Consider the following 13,786-nt stretch of genomic DNA (forward strand, 5'->3'; position numbering starts at 1 on the left):
CGTACTCCGGGGCGCCCGCTCGTTCTCGGGGACGTCAGAACCCGGCGATCGGGTTCCGCAGGGTGCCGACCAGCTGGAGCGCGGCCGACGGGTCCGCCAGGTCCACCATCTGCTTGTTGTTGCGCAGCTGGAGGCGGTTGAGGCAGGACAGGGTGAACTCGGGGGCGAACATGTCGTACTGGCGGAACCTGTCGGCCAGTTCGGGCGTCGCCTCCTGGTAGTCGCGGGTGACCTCGGCGACCGTGCGCCAGAAGTCGCCTTCCTCCAGGACCCCTTCGGCGGCGAGGTTCGCGGCGAGGAAGCGGAAGAAGCAGTCGAAGACGTCCGTGAAGATCGACAGCAGCTTCTGGTCCTCGGGGACCTCGACGCGGATACGGGCGACCTCGGGCGGCAGCACCGCGTCCGGGTCCATGACGACGATCTCCTCGGCGATGTCCTTGTAGATCGCGCGCTGCACGGCCCCGTCCTTCAGGACGAGGATCGTGTTCTCGCCGTGCGGCATGTACGCCAGGTCGTAGGCGTAGAAGCTGTGCAGCAGCGGGACGTAGTACGCCCGCAGATAGCGGCGCAGCCACTCGGCCGGGGCGAGGCCCGAGCGCTCGATCAGCGCGGCCGCGAAGCCACGGCCCTCGTGGTCGACGTGCAGCAGCGAGGCCATCGTGGCGAGGGACTCGCCGTCCTGGAGGGAGGGCACGGGGCTCTCCCGCCACAGCGCGGCGAGCATCTTGCGGTACGGCGAGTAGCGGTCGGTCGCCTGCTCGTACTCCAGGTGCCGGTAGCCGACGGCGGCCCGCTCGCGGATGATCGACAGGCCCGTCGACTTCAGCACCGGGTCGCCCTCGATCAGCTGGGCCAGCCAGTCGTTGATCGCCGGGGTGGCCTCCATGTAGGCGGCCGAAAGCCCGCGCATGAAGCCCATGTTGATGACGGACAGGGCCGTCTTGACGTAGTGCTTCTCGGGCCGCGAGCTGTTGAAGAAGGTCCGGATGGACTGCTGGGCCAGGTACTCGTCCTCGCCCTCGCCCAGGCACACCAGGTGCCGGCGGGCGACCTCGGCGGCGAAGGTGACGGTGAGCTTGTTCCACCACTGCCAGGGGTGGACGGGGATGAGGAGGTAGTCGGCCGGGTCCAGGCCCTGGTCCGTGAGCTGCCGCTCGAACCGCTCGACGGTTCCCTCGCCCAGCTCCTGCCGTACGAACGTCTCGTACTCGATGCCGACGCCGGCCGTGAACGCGGCCCGCGACCGGTGGGCGGCCAGCCACACCAGGCGGACCGGGCTCGCGGTCTCGGGGGCGTACGACAGGTACTCGTGGACGCCGAAGCCGAGGCGGCCGTTGTTGGCGACGAAGCAGGGGTGGCCCTCGGTCATCCCCGTCTCGATGGCCTGGAAGCCGCTGTCGATCAGCTCGGCGACCGGGATCTGCGGCTTGGTGAGCTTGAAGCAGGTGCCGGAGAGAGTGGAGGAGATCTCCTCCAGGTACACCGGGAGGATCTCCGCGCTCAGCCCGAGGGCATCCTTGAACTCGACGAAGAAGTCCAGCGCGGCCAGCGGGAGTTCGGCTCCGTCGCGGTGGCGGGATATGGAGTCGGCGTCGACCTGCCAGTGGTCCAGGGCGCGGCGTACGGCGGTGAAGCGGTAGGAGGTGAGGCCGTCGTCGCTGCGGACGACGTACGACTCGCCCTCCGGCTCGGGCGTGAGCAGCCGCTCGTGCGCGAACTCGGCGAGCGCCTTGCGGATCAGCCGGCGGTTGGCCTGCTCCCAGCGCTCGGGGGTGAGGTGGGCGACGGCGTCGGCGAGGGTCATGCCGCCACCGCCTTCTCGAACTGCTCACGGGTGCAGAAGCTGAGCAGGGCCTTCTTCTCCGGCTTCTGGATCTCGCGCTCGGGCACGAAACCGACGGCCGCGTTCAGCGCGTGCACCGCCTTGTTGGCGATGTCGGGCTCCACGACGACCCGCCGGACGGCCGGGTCCTCGAAGAGGTGGGCCATCACCGCGGTGATCACGGCCTTGGTGAAGCCGTGCACCGGCGTGTCCGTCGGCGGGGTCAGGAAGTGCATGCCGATGTCCCCGGGCTGCGGCTCGTACAGCCCGACCAGCTCCCGGCGGGCGGGGTCGTAGTGCTCCATCAGGAAGGCGGGCACACCGTCGCTCAGCCCGAGCAGCGCGTGGTGGTGCTCGTCGGCCGCGATCTCCATGTAGGCGCGCTCGACGTCCTCAAGCTTCGCGTCCTGCATCATCCAGAACGCGGCCTTGGGGTGGGTGACCCAGGTGTGCAGGAGCTCGGCGTCCTTCAGCGGGTCGAGGGGGCGGAACGTGAACGTCATACGGCGAACTCCTGGAAGGCGATCGACTTCTCGACCGGGTAGTACTCGGAGCCGAGCAGCTCCCTGATGATGCAGCTGTTGCGGTACGCGCCCATGCCCAGGTCGGGGCTGGTGATGCTGTGGGCGTGGACGCCGGCGTTCTGCAGGAAGACACCGCGGCCGGTGACGTCGATGGCGTAGTTGCGGGCCACGTCGAAGTTGCCGTGGGAGTCACGCACCAGCCGGTCGTCGATCGGCGTGAGGAACTCGGGCTCGGCGTAGGCGTAGCCGGTGGCGAGCACCAGGCCCTCGCTCTGGATCTCGTACTCCTTCTCCTGTTCCTCCTGGCGGAAGGAGAGGGTGTACGTGCCGTTCTCGTACCGTGCGCTGTTCAGCGAGGAGTTGGTGAGCAGGCGGGTGGGGACCGGGCCGCCGAGGTTCTTCTGGTAGAGCAGGTCGAAGATCTCGTTGATCAGGTCGCCGTCGATCCCCTTGAACAGGCCCTTCTGCTGCTGGGTGAGGCGGTAGCGGGTCGCCTCGGGCAGCGCGCGGAAGTAGTCGATGTACTCCGGGGACGTCATCTCCAGCGTGAGCTTGGTGTACTCCAGCGGGAAGAAGCGCGGGGAGCGGGTGACCCAGTTCAGCCGGTAGCCGTGGACGTCGATCTCGGCGAGCAGGTCGTAGTAGATCTCGGCGGCGGACTGCCCGGAGCCGACGATCGTGATCGACTCCTTCTTCTGCAGCTCCGCCTTGTTCTGCATGTAGCGGGAGTTGTGGAAGAAGTCCCCGCCCAGGTCGCGGACGGCCTCCGGGTAGTGCGGGGAGGTGCCGGTGCCGAGCACGAGGCGGCGGCCCCGGTAGGCCGTGCCGTCCGCCGTGCGTACGACGTACACCTCGTCCTCGTACGTCACTTCGGTGACGGTCGTGCCGAAGCGGACGTTGCTCAGCTTGTTCGCGGCCCAGCGGCAGTAGTCGTCGTACTCGACGCGCAGCGGGTAGAAGTTCTCGCGGATGTAGAACGAGTAGAGCCGGCCCTTCTCCTTCAGGTAGTTCAGGAAGGAGTACGGCGAGGTCGGGTCGGCCAGCGTGACCAGGTCAGACATGAACGGCGTCTGGAGGTGGGCGCCGTCCAGGAACATGCCGGCGTGCCACTCGAAGTCCGGCTTGGACTCCAGGAAGACGCCGTCGAGCGCGTCGACCGGTTCGGTCAGGCAGGCCAGGCCGAGGTTGAAGGGGCCGAGCCCGATGCCCACGAAGTCATACGTGTGGCTGGTTTCAGGAAGCGCGGTCAAGGGATTCTCCCAGGTACTGCTCGGCGTGGCCGGCGATCAGGTCGAGGACGGCGGCGATGTCGGACGCCTGCGTCTCGGGGTTGAGCAGGGTGAACTTCAGGTAGTGGCGGCCGGCGACCTTGGTGCCCGCGACGATCGCGTCGCCGGAGGCGAACAGAGCCTTGCGGGCGTAGAGGTTGGCGCGGTCGATCTCGGCCGGGTCGGTGACGGCCGCCGGGATGTAGCGGAAGACCAGGGTGGACAGCGAGGGCTCCACGACCACGTCGTAGCGCGGGTCGCCGGCCAGCAGCTTCCAGCCCTCCTCCGTCAGGTCGCACACCTCGTCGAAGAGCTGTCCGATGCCGTCGGCGCCCATCACGCGCAGGGTCATCCACAGCTTGAGCGCGTCGAAGCGGCGGGTGGTCTGAAGGGACTTGTCGACCTGGTTGGGGATGCGCTCGGCCGCGGCGCGGCGCGGGTTGAGGTAGTCCGCGTGGTAGGTGGCGTGGCGCAGGGTGGCCGCGTCGCGGACCAGGATCGCGGAGGAACTCACCGGCTGGAAGAAGGACTTGTGGTAGTCGACGGTGACCGAGTCGGCGCGCTCGATGCCGTCGAGCAGGGCGCGGCGCTTGAGGGAGGCCAGCAGGCCGCAGCCGTAGGCGGCGTCGACGTGCATCCAGGTGCCGAACTGCTCGCACAGCTCGGCGATCTCGGGCAGCGGGTCGATGGAGCCGAAGTCGGTGGTGCCGGCGGTGGCGACGACGGCCATGGGGACCAGGCCGGCGTCCCGGCAGCGCTGGAGCTCGCGGGCGAGGGCGACGGTCTGCATGCGCTTGTCGTGGTCGACGGGGACGGTGACGACGGCGTCCGGGCCGAGGCCGAGCAGTTTCGCGGACTTCTTCACGCTGAAGTGGCTGACCTCGGAGGCGAAGACGCGCAGTCTGCCGAATTCCTGGGTCTTGGCCTCCTCCCTCGCCAGCAGCAGCGCCTGGAGGTTGGACTGCGAGCCGCCGGAGGTGAACACGCCGTCGGCGGCGGGGCCGAGGCCGATGCGCTCGGCGGTCCAGTCGATCAGCCTGCGCTCGATGAGGGTGCCGCCGGCCGACTGGTCCCAGGTGTCGAGGGAGGAGTTGACGGCGGACAGGACGGCCTCGCCGAGCACGGCCGGGATGACGACCGGGCAGTTGAGGTGCGCGAGGTAGCGGGGGTGGTGGAAGTAGACCGCGTCCCGGAGGTAGACGTCCTCCAGCTCGTCGAGGACGGCGGCGGTGTCGTACAGGGGCCGGTCCAAGTCGATCCGCTCGATGCGGGGGGCGAGGGTGTCGACGGCCACGCCGGTGAACGGGCGGTCGGTGGTGGCGAGTTTGGCCGCCACCCGCTCGACTCCTTCGGTCACGGAGCGGCGGTAGTGCTCCGCGGTCGTGTCATTGAGCAGGTGCGAGCGCATGCGGGGGGCCTCCGGGTGGGGATGGACCGTGAGGGAGTCCGAGAGGACATAAGGAAGAGGGGCGGAGCCCCGGGCTTCGAACTTAGGTTAGCCTAACCTAAGTTGAATCCGCGACACTCCACCCCTCAAGTGACGGCCGTCACGCCGACGGGAACCGCCGGTCGGAAAACGGCAGTTCAGTCCTCGGGCTGCTCGCGCAACTGCTCTTCGCTCAGCCCACGCCGCCAGTACCCGACGAACGTGACCTGCCGCCGATCGACGCCGCGCTCACCGACGAAGTGCCGCCGCATCTCCTTCATGCAGCCGGACTCGCCCGCGAGCCACACGTACGGCTGCTCGGCGGGCGGCAGTTCGGCCTCCTTGATCGCGCCGAGGGCCATGGGGGACCCCTCGGCGCAGCTTCCGTCCTGCACCAGCCAGGTCACCTCGGCATCGGCTGCCGTCTCGACGTCCTGGATGTCCCCGGCATCCGTGACCTCGACCCAGGCACGCACCGGCATCCCGGCCGGCAGCGTCTCCAGGCTGGCCAGCAGGGCGGGCAGAGCCGTCTCGTCCGCCCACATCAGCACGAGGTCGGTCCCCTCGGGCGGCCGGAACCTGATCGCCCGGTTGTCGGCGACAGCGGGCCCGATCAGCACGACCTTGTCACCGGCTTTCGCCTTGGCGGCCCACCGCGAGGCGGGCCCGGCCGGAACGGCGGCCCCCGGCTCGACCCCGTGCAGCACGAAGTCGATGTCGATCTCGTCGGGCTCGCGCCGGAGGCTGCGCAGCGTGTACGACCGCATCACCGCCCGCACGTCATCGGGCTGTTCACGCCAGGCGGCGTACCAGTTCTCGCCCTCTTCGATCGGCACGCCGGGTTCGGCCCGCCCCTCGGCCGGGATGAACAGCGACAGCGACTGGTCACGCCCGTCGGAGTGGAAATGGGCGAGGTCGTCCCCGGCGAAGGTGACGCGCACGAGGGAGGGCCCGAGGGGCCGGGTCCTCACGACATGAAGAGAGAAGAACCGAAAGGCAAGGGCATCGGGCGTACTCATGAAGGCTCCTGGGGGTGATGTGCCCTTTTTAGGGGTGCGGGGCTGTGTCTGATATGCGGCTACCGCCGCGTGGGCGCGACCAGCCCCAGGCGGCCCGCAGCTCCCCACGGCGAGAAGCGACCAGGCTCAGGCGACCTTCTTGGCCTTCTCCAGCGCCTCGGCCAGGTCCTCCACCAGCGCCACACACTTGTCGTACGACAGAATCGGCTCGGGCGAACGCGCGATGACCTGCCCGGCCTTCACCGCGGGCAGCTTCTTCCACGTGCCCTCGGTGATGTCGGCGGGCTGAATCGTCGAGGACCGGTCGTCCATCATGATGATGTCGGCCCCGTACTTGTCGACGTTCTCCCAGCTGAGCGACTCGTACCAGCCGCCCCCGACCGCCTTCGCCTTCTCCGACGGCTCGATGAAGTTCACGCCGAGCGCCTTGAAGTACTCCAGGTCGAGGGACAGGTTGGAGCCGGAGACGTAGAACAGGTCCTGGCTGGCGGACCCGGCCATCACCTTGATGTTCGGCTTGGCCTTGGCGGCGGCACGCAGTCGCGCCGAGGCGTCCTCGAACCGCTTCTTCGCGTCGGCCACCTTCGCGGAGGCGACATCCGCGCCGAGGGACTTGGCGAGCTCCAGCATCCGCGCGAGGGAGACGTCGAGCTTACGGTCGTAGGCGGAGATGGCCACGCTCGGGGCGAGCTGGGCGATCTTGTCCTTGGACTCCTCGGGGACGTACCAGAGGGTGCCCGCGGAGTCGAAGGTGGTGGTGATGAGGACCTCGGGGGCGAGGGCCGCGTACTGCTCGACGTTGAACTGGCCCCAGACGTTGCCGAGGACCTTCACCTTGGTGATGTCCATGTCGCCGGCCTGGACGTCGGGCTTGCCGTCCTGCGTCTTGGTCGGGCCGAAGACGCCCTTGACCGAGATGCCGTAGTCGAAGAGGGCGGCGGCGACACCGGTGAACGCGACGATGTTCACCGGCACCTTGTCCAGCTTCACGGTCGTGCCGCGGTCGTCCTTGAACGTCCAGGGGCCCGACGCCTTGCCGGAGGCCTTGGTGTCCGAACCACCGCTTTTCGCGTCGTCGTCACCGCAGGCCGCGAGGACGGCACCGAGGCCGAGAACGCCACCGGCGGCGAGGATGCCGCGGCGGGTGAGGTGGGTGGCACGGGCATGGGACATGGCTGGCTGCTTTCGAACAGGGCGGAGGGCCCGCCGGACGATTCGAAAGGTAGGTTAGCCTAACCTCAGATCTTGTCCAGGGGCGGACCCTCCCGCAGCCGGACCCGTCGCCGGGACGGCTCAGCCGGTGAGCCCCAACTCCCGTGCGATCAGCATGCGCTGGACCTCGCTCGTGCCCTCGCCGATCTCCAGGATCTTGGAGTCGCGCCACATGCGGGCGACCGGGTACTCGTTCATGAAGCCGTAGCCGCCGTGGATCTGGGTGGCGTCACGGGCGTTGTCGACGGCGACCGTCGAGGAGTGGAGCTTGGCGAGGGCGGCCTCCTTCTTGAAGGGGGCGCCGGAGACCAGGCGGGCGGCCGCGTCGCGCCAGGCGAGGCGGGCGGTGTGGGCCTTCATCTCCATGTCGGCGATCTTGAACTGGATGGCCTGGTTCGCGCCGATCGGACGGCCGAAGGCGTGACGTTCCTTCGCGTACTTCACCGACTCGTCCACGCAGCCCTGCGCCAGCCCCGTGGCCAGCGCCGCGATGGCGATCCGGCCCTCGTCGAGGATGCGCAGGAACTGCGCGTAGCCGCGGCCCTCCTCGCCGAGCAGGTTCGCCGCGGGGACACGGACGTCGACGAACGACAGCTCCCGCGTGTCCGAGGCGTTCCAGCCGACCTTCGAGTACGGCGCCGCGACGGTGAAGCCCGGGGTGCCCGAGGGCACGATGATCGCCGAGATCCGCGGCCTGCCGTCCGGCTTGCGGCCGGTGACCGCGGTGACCGTCACCAGACCGGTGATGTCGGTGCCGGAGTTGGTGATGAAGCACTTGGTGCCGTTGATCACCCATTCGTTCGTGTCGGGGTCGAGCCGGGCCGTCGTACGGGTCGCCCCGGCGTCCGATCCGCCGTCCGGCTCCGTCAGGCCGAACGCGCCCAGCATCTCGCCCGAGCACAGCCGCGGCAGCCACTCCCGCTTCTGCTCGGCCGTGCCGAACAGATGGATCGGCATCGCGCCGAGCGAGACCCCCGCCTCCAGCGTGATCGCGACGGACGAGTCGACCCGGGCCAGCTCCTCCAGCGCCACGCCGAGGGCGAGATAGTCGCCGCCCATGCCGCCGTACTCCTCGTCGAACGGCAGCCCGAACAGGCCCATCCGGCCCATCTCGCGCACGATCTCGTACGGGAACTCGTGCCGCTCGTAGTAGTCACCGATCTTCGGTGCGACCACGTCGTGCGCGAACTCCTCCACCGTGCGGCGCAGTTCTTCCAGTTCGGGGGTGAGACGGTAGTCCATGGTGTGTCACTGCTCCTGGTGGGAGAGGGCTCGTACGGTGCGGGAAGGGCTGGGTCGGCCCAACTGGCCGGCCATCCACGCGCTGGTGGCGACGAGACGGCCGAGGTCTACGCCGGTGTCGATGCCGAGGCCCCGCAGCATCCACACCAGGTCTTCGGTGGCGAGGTTCCCGGTGGCGGACTTGGCGTACGGGCAGCCGCCCAGCCCGCCCGCGGAGGCGTCGACCGTGGTGACGCCGTGCCGGAGGGCGGCGTAGGTGTTGGCGAGTGCCTGCCCGTAGGTGTCGTGGAAGTGGACGCCGATCCGGTCCGTGCCGACCCCCGCCGCGTTCAGCGCGGTCAGCAGCGCGGTGACCTGGCCCGGGGTCGCCACGCCGATCGTGTCGCCGAGGCTCAGCTCGTCGCAGCCCATGTCCATCAGCGCCTTGCACACCCGCACGACCTGGTCCGCCGGGACCGGGCCCTCCCACGGGTCGCCGAAGCACATGGAGAGGTAGCCGCGCACATGGCCCTGTTCGGCCTTCGCCCGCGCCACCACCGGCTCGAACATGGCCAGGGCCTCGTCGACCGTGCGGTTGAGGTTGGCCTTGGCGAACGACTCCGTGGCACTGGCGAACACGGCCACCCGCCGGGCGCCGAGGGCCAGCGCCCGCTCCAGGCCCCGGTCGTTGGGCACGAGGACCGGCAGCTCCACGCCGTCGAGGTCGCGTACGAGCGGGAACAACTGCTCGGCGTCCGCGAGCTGGGGCACCCACTTGGGGTGGACGAAGCTCGTCGCCTCGATCGTCGTCAGGCCCGCGTCGGCCAGCCGGCGCACGAACTCCGCCTTGACCTCGGTCGGCACGGTCGCCTTCTCGTTCTGCAGGCCGTCGCGCGCGCCGACCTCGTGGATGCGCACCCGGGCGGGCAGGCCCGGTGCGGGGACCACCATGGGAAGCTGTGGCTCCGTCATCACTCCGCCTCCTCGTGCGGCGCGATGACCGCGAGAACCTGGTCCATGGCGACCGTGGTGCCGGGCGTGACGTCCAGTCCGGTGACGGTGCCGGCGTGCGGGGCGGAGATGACGTGCTCCATCTTCATCGCCTCCACCACCAGCAGGCTCTGACCGGCCGTCACCTCGTCGCCGACGGCGACCTTCACGACCGTGACCGTGCCGGGCATGGGCGCGGTCAGCGAGTCGCTGCCCGCGTGGGCGGCCCGGTCCAGGGACGCGGCGACCGGGTCGTGGTCGCGCACATGCCAGGCGTCGCCGTCGCGGCCGATCCAGTCGGCGGCGCGGTGGAAGGTGTGCCGGACGCCGTCCAGGGTCACGCAGACGGAGTCGTCCGTGACCGTGTGCGTGCCCCGCGGGGAGTACTCCACCGGCTCGGTCACCCGCAGCGGGAACGCGGCCGGCTTCGGCTCGCCGCCGAGGCGCCACCCGCTCGGCACCGAGAACGGGTCGGTCCAGCCCGCACCGGCGGGCCGCAGCGCGTCCAGCCGTACGGCCGCCGCCGCCTCGTACACCTCCTCAGGTACGTCGGTGACCACCAGGTCGTCGACCGCCCGCTCCACCAGGCCGGTGTCCAGCTCGCCCGAGACCACGTCCGGGTGGGCCAGCAGCCTGCGCAGGAACCCGGCGTTGGTCTGCACGCCCAGCGTGACCGTCTCCGCGAGGGCCGCCCGCAGCTTGCGCAGGGCCGTCTCGCGGTCGGGGCCGTACGCGATCACCTTGGACAGCATCGGGTCGTACAGGCTGCCGACCTCCGTGCCCTCGGTGAGCCCGGAGTCGGTGCGCACGCCGTCGCCCTGCGGTTCGCGCAGCCGCAGCACCCGGCCGCCGGAGGGCAGGAACCCGCGCGCGGGGTCCTCGGCGCAGACCCGGGCCTCGATGGCGTGCCCGGTGAGGCGTACGTCGTCCTGGCCGAAGGCCAGTGGCTCACCGGCCGCCACCCGCAGCTGCCACTCCACCAGGTCCAGGCCCGTGACCAGCTCGGTGACCGGGTGCTCCACCTGGAGGCGGGTGTTCATCTCCATGAAGTAGTACGCGGACGGGTCCCCGCCGGGCACGATGAACTCCACCGTGCCCGCACCGCGATAGCCGCAGGAACGGGCCGCCTGCACGGCCGCCTCGCCCATGGCCGCGCGGGTCTTCTCGTCGAGCAGGACGGACGGCGCCTCCTCGATGATCTTCTGGTGGCGGCGCTGCAACGAGCACTCGCGCTCGCCCAGGTGCACCACATTCCCGTGGCCGTCGGCCAGGACCTGGATCTCGATGTGCCGGGGCCGGTCGATCCACCGCTCCACGAGCAGGGTGTCGTCACCGAAGGAGGCGCGGGCCTCGCGGCGGGCCGCCGCGATCTCGTCCTCCAGCAGGCTCAGGTCCCGCACCAGGCGCATGCCCTTGCCGCCGCCGCCCGCGCTGGGCTTGAGCAGCACCGGCGCGCCCAGCTCCCGGGCGGCCTCGGCGAGTTCCGGGTCGCGGCCGCCGGGCACCACGGGCACCCCGGCCGCCTTCACGGTCTCCTTGGCGCGGATCTTGTCGCCCATCAGGGCGATGGCGTCCGCGGGCGGCCCGATGAACACGAGCCCCGCCTCGGCGCAGGCGCGCGCGAAGCCCGCGTTCTCCGCGAGGAAGCCGTAGCCCGGGTGCACGGCCTGGGCGCCGGTGCGGGCGGCGGCCTCAAGGAGCCGCTCGACGGACAGATAGCTCTCGGCGGCCGGCGCCGGACCGATCCGTACGGCGGTGTCGGCCTCCCTCACATGCCGCGCGTCGGCGTCGGCGTCGGAGAAGACGGCCACCGAGCGCACGCCCAGTGTCCGCAGCGTGCGGATGACACGGACGGCGATCTCGCCGCGGTTGGCGACAAGGACGGTGTCAAACATGGGTCCTCACATCCGGAAGACGCCGAACTGGGGGTCACCCAGCGGGGCGTTGGCGCAGGCGGTCAGGGCCAGACCCAGCACCTGGCGGGTCTCCAGGGGGTCGATGACCCCGTCGTCCCACAGGCGGGCGGTCGCGTAGTAGGCGTTCCCCTGGCGCTCGTACTGCTCGCGCACGGGCGCCTTGAACGCCTCTTCGTCCTCCAGCGGCCAGCTCTCCCCGCGGGCCTCCAGCTGGTCCCGCTTGACCGTGGCGAGGACCGAGGCGGCCTGCTCGCCGCCCATCACGGAGATCTTGGCGTTGGGCCACATCCACAGGAAGCGGGGGGAGTAGGCGCGGCCGCACATCGAGTAGTTCCCGGCGCCGTACGAGCCGCCGACGACGACGGTCAGCTTCGGTACGCGCGTGCAGGCGACGGCCGTGACCATCTTGGCGCCGTGCTTGGCGATGCCGCCGGCCTCGTAGTCCCGGCCGACCATGAAGCCGGAGATGTTCTGCAGGAACAGCAGCGGGATGCCGCGCTGGTCGCACAGCTCGATGAAGTGGGCGCCCTTCTGGGCGGACTCGGCGAACAGGATGCCGTTGTTGGCGACGATCCCCACCGGGTGGCCGTGGATCCGGGCGAAGCCGGTGACCAGGGTCTGCCCGAACTCGGCCTTGAACTCCTGGAAGCGCGAGCCGTCCGTGATCCGGGCGATGATCTCGCGGGCGTCGTAGGGCGTGCGGGAGTCGACCGGGACGGCGCCGTACAGCCCGTACGGGTCCACCTTCGGCTCGGCCGCCGGACGCACCTGCCAGGGCAGCGCCCCGCGCGCGGGCAGCGTGGCGACGATGTTGCGCACGATCCGCAGCGCGTGCGCGTCGTCCTCCGCGAGGTGGTCGGTGACGCCGGAGACCCGGGAGTGCACCTCGCCGCCGCCCAGCTCCTCGGCGGTGACGACCTCGCCGGTGGCGGCCTTCACGAGGGGCGGGCCGCCCAGGAAGATCGTGCCCTGGTTGCGGACGATCACGGCCTCGTCGCTCATGGCGGGCACATAGGCGCCGCCGGCCGTGCACGACCCGAGGACGGCCGCGATCTGCGGGATTCCCGCACCCGACATCCTGGCCTGGTTGTAGAAGATCCGCCCGAAGTGCTCCCGGTCGGGGAACACCTCGTCCTGCATGGGCAGGAAGGCGCCGCCGGAGTCGACCAGGTACACGCACGGCAGGCGGTTCTCCAGGGCCACCTCCTGGGCGCGCAGATGCTTCTTCACGGTCATCGGGTAGTACGTGCCGCCCTTGACGGTGGCGTCGTTGGCGACGACCACGCACTCGCGCCCGGCGACCCGCCCGATCCCGGCGATCACCCCGGCGGCCGGGGCCTGTCCGTCGTACATCCCGTCGGCCGCGAGGGGAGCGAGCTCCAGGAAAGGCGAACCGGGGTCGAGCAGGGTGTCCACGCGGTCGCGCGGCAGCAGCTTGCCGCGCGCGGTGTGCCGCGCCCGTGCCTTCTCGCCGCCGCCGAGGCGGGCCGCGGCGAGCTTGCCGCGCAGCTCCTCGACGAGCGCCCGGTGGGCCTCCTCGTTGGCCCGAAAGGCCTCCGACGCGGGATCTGCCGCGCTCTGAAGCTCCGGTGCCTCATCCATCCTTGCGGGTCCCCTCACCTTGTTAATGAGCGTTAACGCATTTCCTCCAGGTTAACGAGCGCTAACCTCCCTGTCTAGAATTGGTTCCATGGCCACCAGAACCGACGCCCCCACCCGCCGCGAGCAGATCCTCAAGGAGGCCGCACGGCTGTTCGCCGAACGCGGCTTCCACGGTGTCGGTGTGGACGAGATAGGGGCCGCGGTCGGCATCAGCGGGCCGGGCCTCTACCGCCACTTCCCGGGCAAGGACGCGATGCTCGCCGAGCTGCTGGTCGGCATCAGCGGCCGCCTGCTGACCGGCGCCAAGCTGCGGGTCGCCGAGGCGGACGGCGTCCCGGCCGGCCGGCTGCTGGACTCCCTGATCGAGGGCCACATCGACTTCGCCCTCGACGACCGGCCCCTGATCACCCTGCACGACCGCGAGCTGGACCGCCTGCGCGACAGCGACCGCAAGCTGGTCCGCCAGCTCCAGCGGCAGTACGTCGAGCTGTGGGTGGAGGTCGTCCGCGCGGTCTACCCCGACCTCGGCGAACCGGCCGCCCGCTCGGCCGTCCACTCCGTCTTCGGCCTCCTGAACTCCACCCCCCACCTCGGCCGCGCCGGCTCCCTCCCGGGCCGGGCCGCCACGGCGGAGCTGCTGCACCGGATGGCCCGGGGGGCGTTCGCGGCGGCGGGCAGCGACTGAGCCGGGCGGGGGAGGACTCCTGGGAGGAGCCGCACCGGCAGCCGCGTGACGAGCGTTACGGCCGTCGGTCTCTGGACGGCTCTCGCTACCGGCCGGTACGG

Annotated in this window: 11 protein-coding genes; 1 reads left to right on the forward strand and 10 read right to left on the reverse strand. The window is 70.4% G+C overall.

The window, feature by feature from the left end; all coding sequences use genetic code 11:
* Positions 1-34: 34 nt before the first annotated feature.
* The 10 genes from RKD23_RS24025 to RKD23_RS24070 form a co-directional block, all read right to left on the reverse strand.
* On the reverse strand, positions 35-1,804 hold the full coding sequence (locus RKD23_RS24025) for an IucA/IucC family protein (protein ID WP_424855535.1): 1,770 nt from the start codon (positions 1,802-1,804) through the stop codon (positions 35-37).
* Positions 1,801-2,325 carry a GNAT family N-acetyltransferase gene (locus RKD23_RS24030; RefSeq protein WP_424855536.1) on the reverse strand — a complete coding sequence of 175 codons (525 nt, stop codon included), beginning with the start codon at positions 2,323-2,325 and terminating at the stop codon, positions 1,801-1,803. The genes RKD23_RS24025 and RKD23_RS24030 overlap by 4 nt, the downstream gene beginning before the upstream one ends.
* On the reverse strand, positions 2,322-3,596 hold the full coding sequence (locus tag RKD23_RS24035; protein WP_424855537.1) for a lysine N(6)-hydroxylase/L-ornithine N(5)-oxygenase family protein: 1,275 nt from the start codon (positions 3,594-3,596) through the stop codon (positions 2,322-2,324). Before RKD23_RS24035 ends, RKD23_RS24030 begins: the two co-directional genes overlap by 4 nt.
* Positions 3,580-5,022 (reverse strand): lysine decarboxylase DesA, encoded by a 1,443-nt coding sequence (gene desA, locus RKD23_RS24040; RefSeq protein WP_424855538.1) that lies wholly within the window; start codon positions 5,020-5,022, stop codon positions 3,580-3,582. Before desA ends, RKD23_RS24035 begins: the two co-directional genes overlap by 17 nt.
* Positions 5,023-5,198: 176 nt before the next feature.
* Entirely contained in the window at positions 5,199-6,059 is an 861-nt protein-coding gene (locus RKD23_RS24045; protein WP_424855539.1) for a siderophore-interacting protein, read from the reverse strand.
* 126 nt (positions 6,060-6,185) lie between these two features.
* Positions 6,186-7,232: an ABC transporter substrate-binding protein gene (locus RKD23_RS24050; RefSeq protein ID WP_424855540.1), complete on the reverse strand. Its 1,047-nt coding sequence runs from the start codon at positions 7,230-7,232 to the stop codon at positions 6,186-6,188.
* 120 nt (positions 7,233-7,352) lie between these two features.
* On the reverse strand, positions 7,353-8,513 hold the full coding sequence (locus RKD23_RS24055; RefSeq protein WP_424855541.1) for an acyl-CoA dehydrogenase family protein: 1,161 nt from the start codon (positions 8,511-8,513) through the stop codon (positions 7,353-7,355).
* A gap of 6 nt (positions 8,514-8,519) precedes the next feature.
* Positions 8,520-9,464 carry a hydroxymethylglutaryl-CoA lyase gene (locus RKD23_RS24060; RefSeq protein WP_424855542.1) on the reverse strand — a complete coding sequence of 315 codons (945 nt, stop codon included), beginning with the start codon at positions 9,462-9,464 and terminating at the stop codon, positions 8,520-8,522.
* A complete protein-coding gene (locus RKD23_RS24065; protein WP_424855543.1) occupies positions 9,464-11,377 on the reverse strand; it encodes a biotin carboxylase N-terminal domain-containing protein in 1,914 nt (637 codons plus the stop codon). Before RKD23_RS24065 ends, RKD23_RS24060 begins: the two co-directional genes overlap by 1 nt.
* A 6-nt stretch (positions 11,378-11,383) precedes the next feature.
* Complete coding sequence (locus RKD23_RS24070; RefSeq protein WP_424855544.1) at positions 11,384-13,000, reverse strand: carboxyl transferase domain-containing protein; 1,617 nt, start codon at positions 12,998-13,000, stop codon at positions 11,384-11,386.
* Positions 13,001-13,088: 88 nt separating this feature from the next.
* Between RKD23_RS24070 and RKD23_RS24075 the strand changes: the two genes are divergently transcribed.
* Positions 13,089-13,685, forward strand: a complete 597-nt coding sequence (locus RKD23_RS24075) for a TetR/AcrR family transcriptional regulator (RefSeq protein ID WP_424855545.1) — start codon at positions 13,089-13,091, stop codon at positions 13,683-13,685.
* Positions 13,686-13,786 lie beyond the last annotated feature (101 nt).

Source organism: Streptomyces sp. SAI-170, from assembly GCF_049739565.1.
GTDB lineage: Bacteria > Actinomycetota > Actinomycetes > Streptomycetales > Streptomycetaceae > Streptomyces.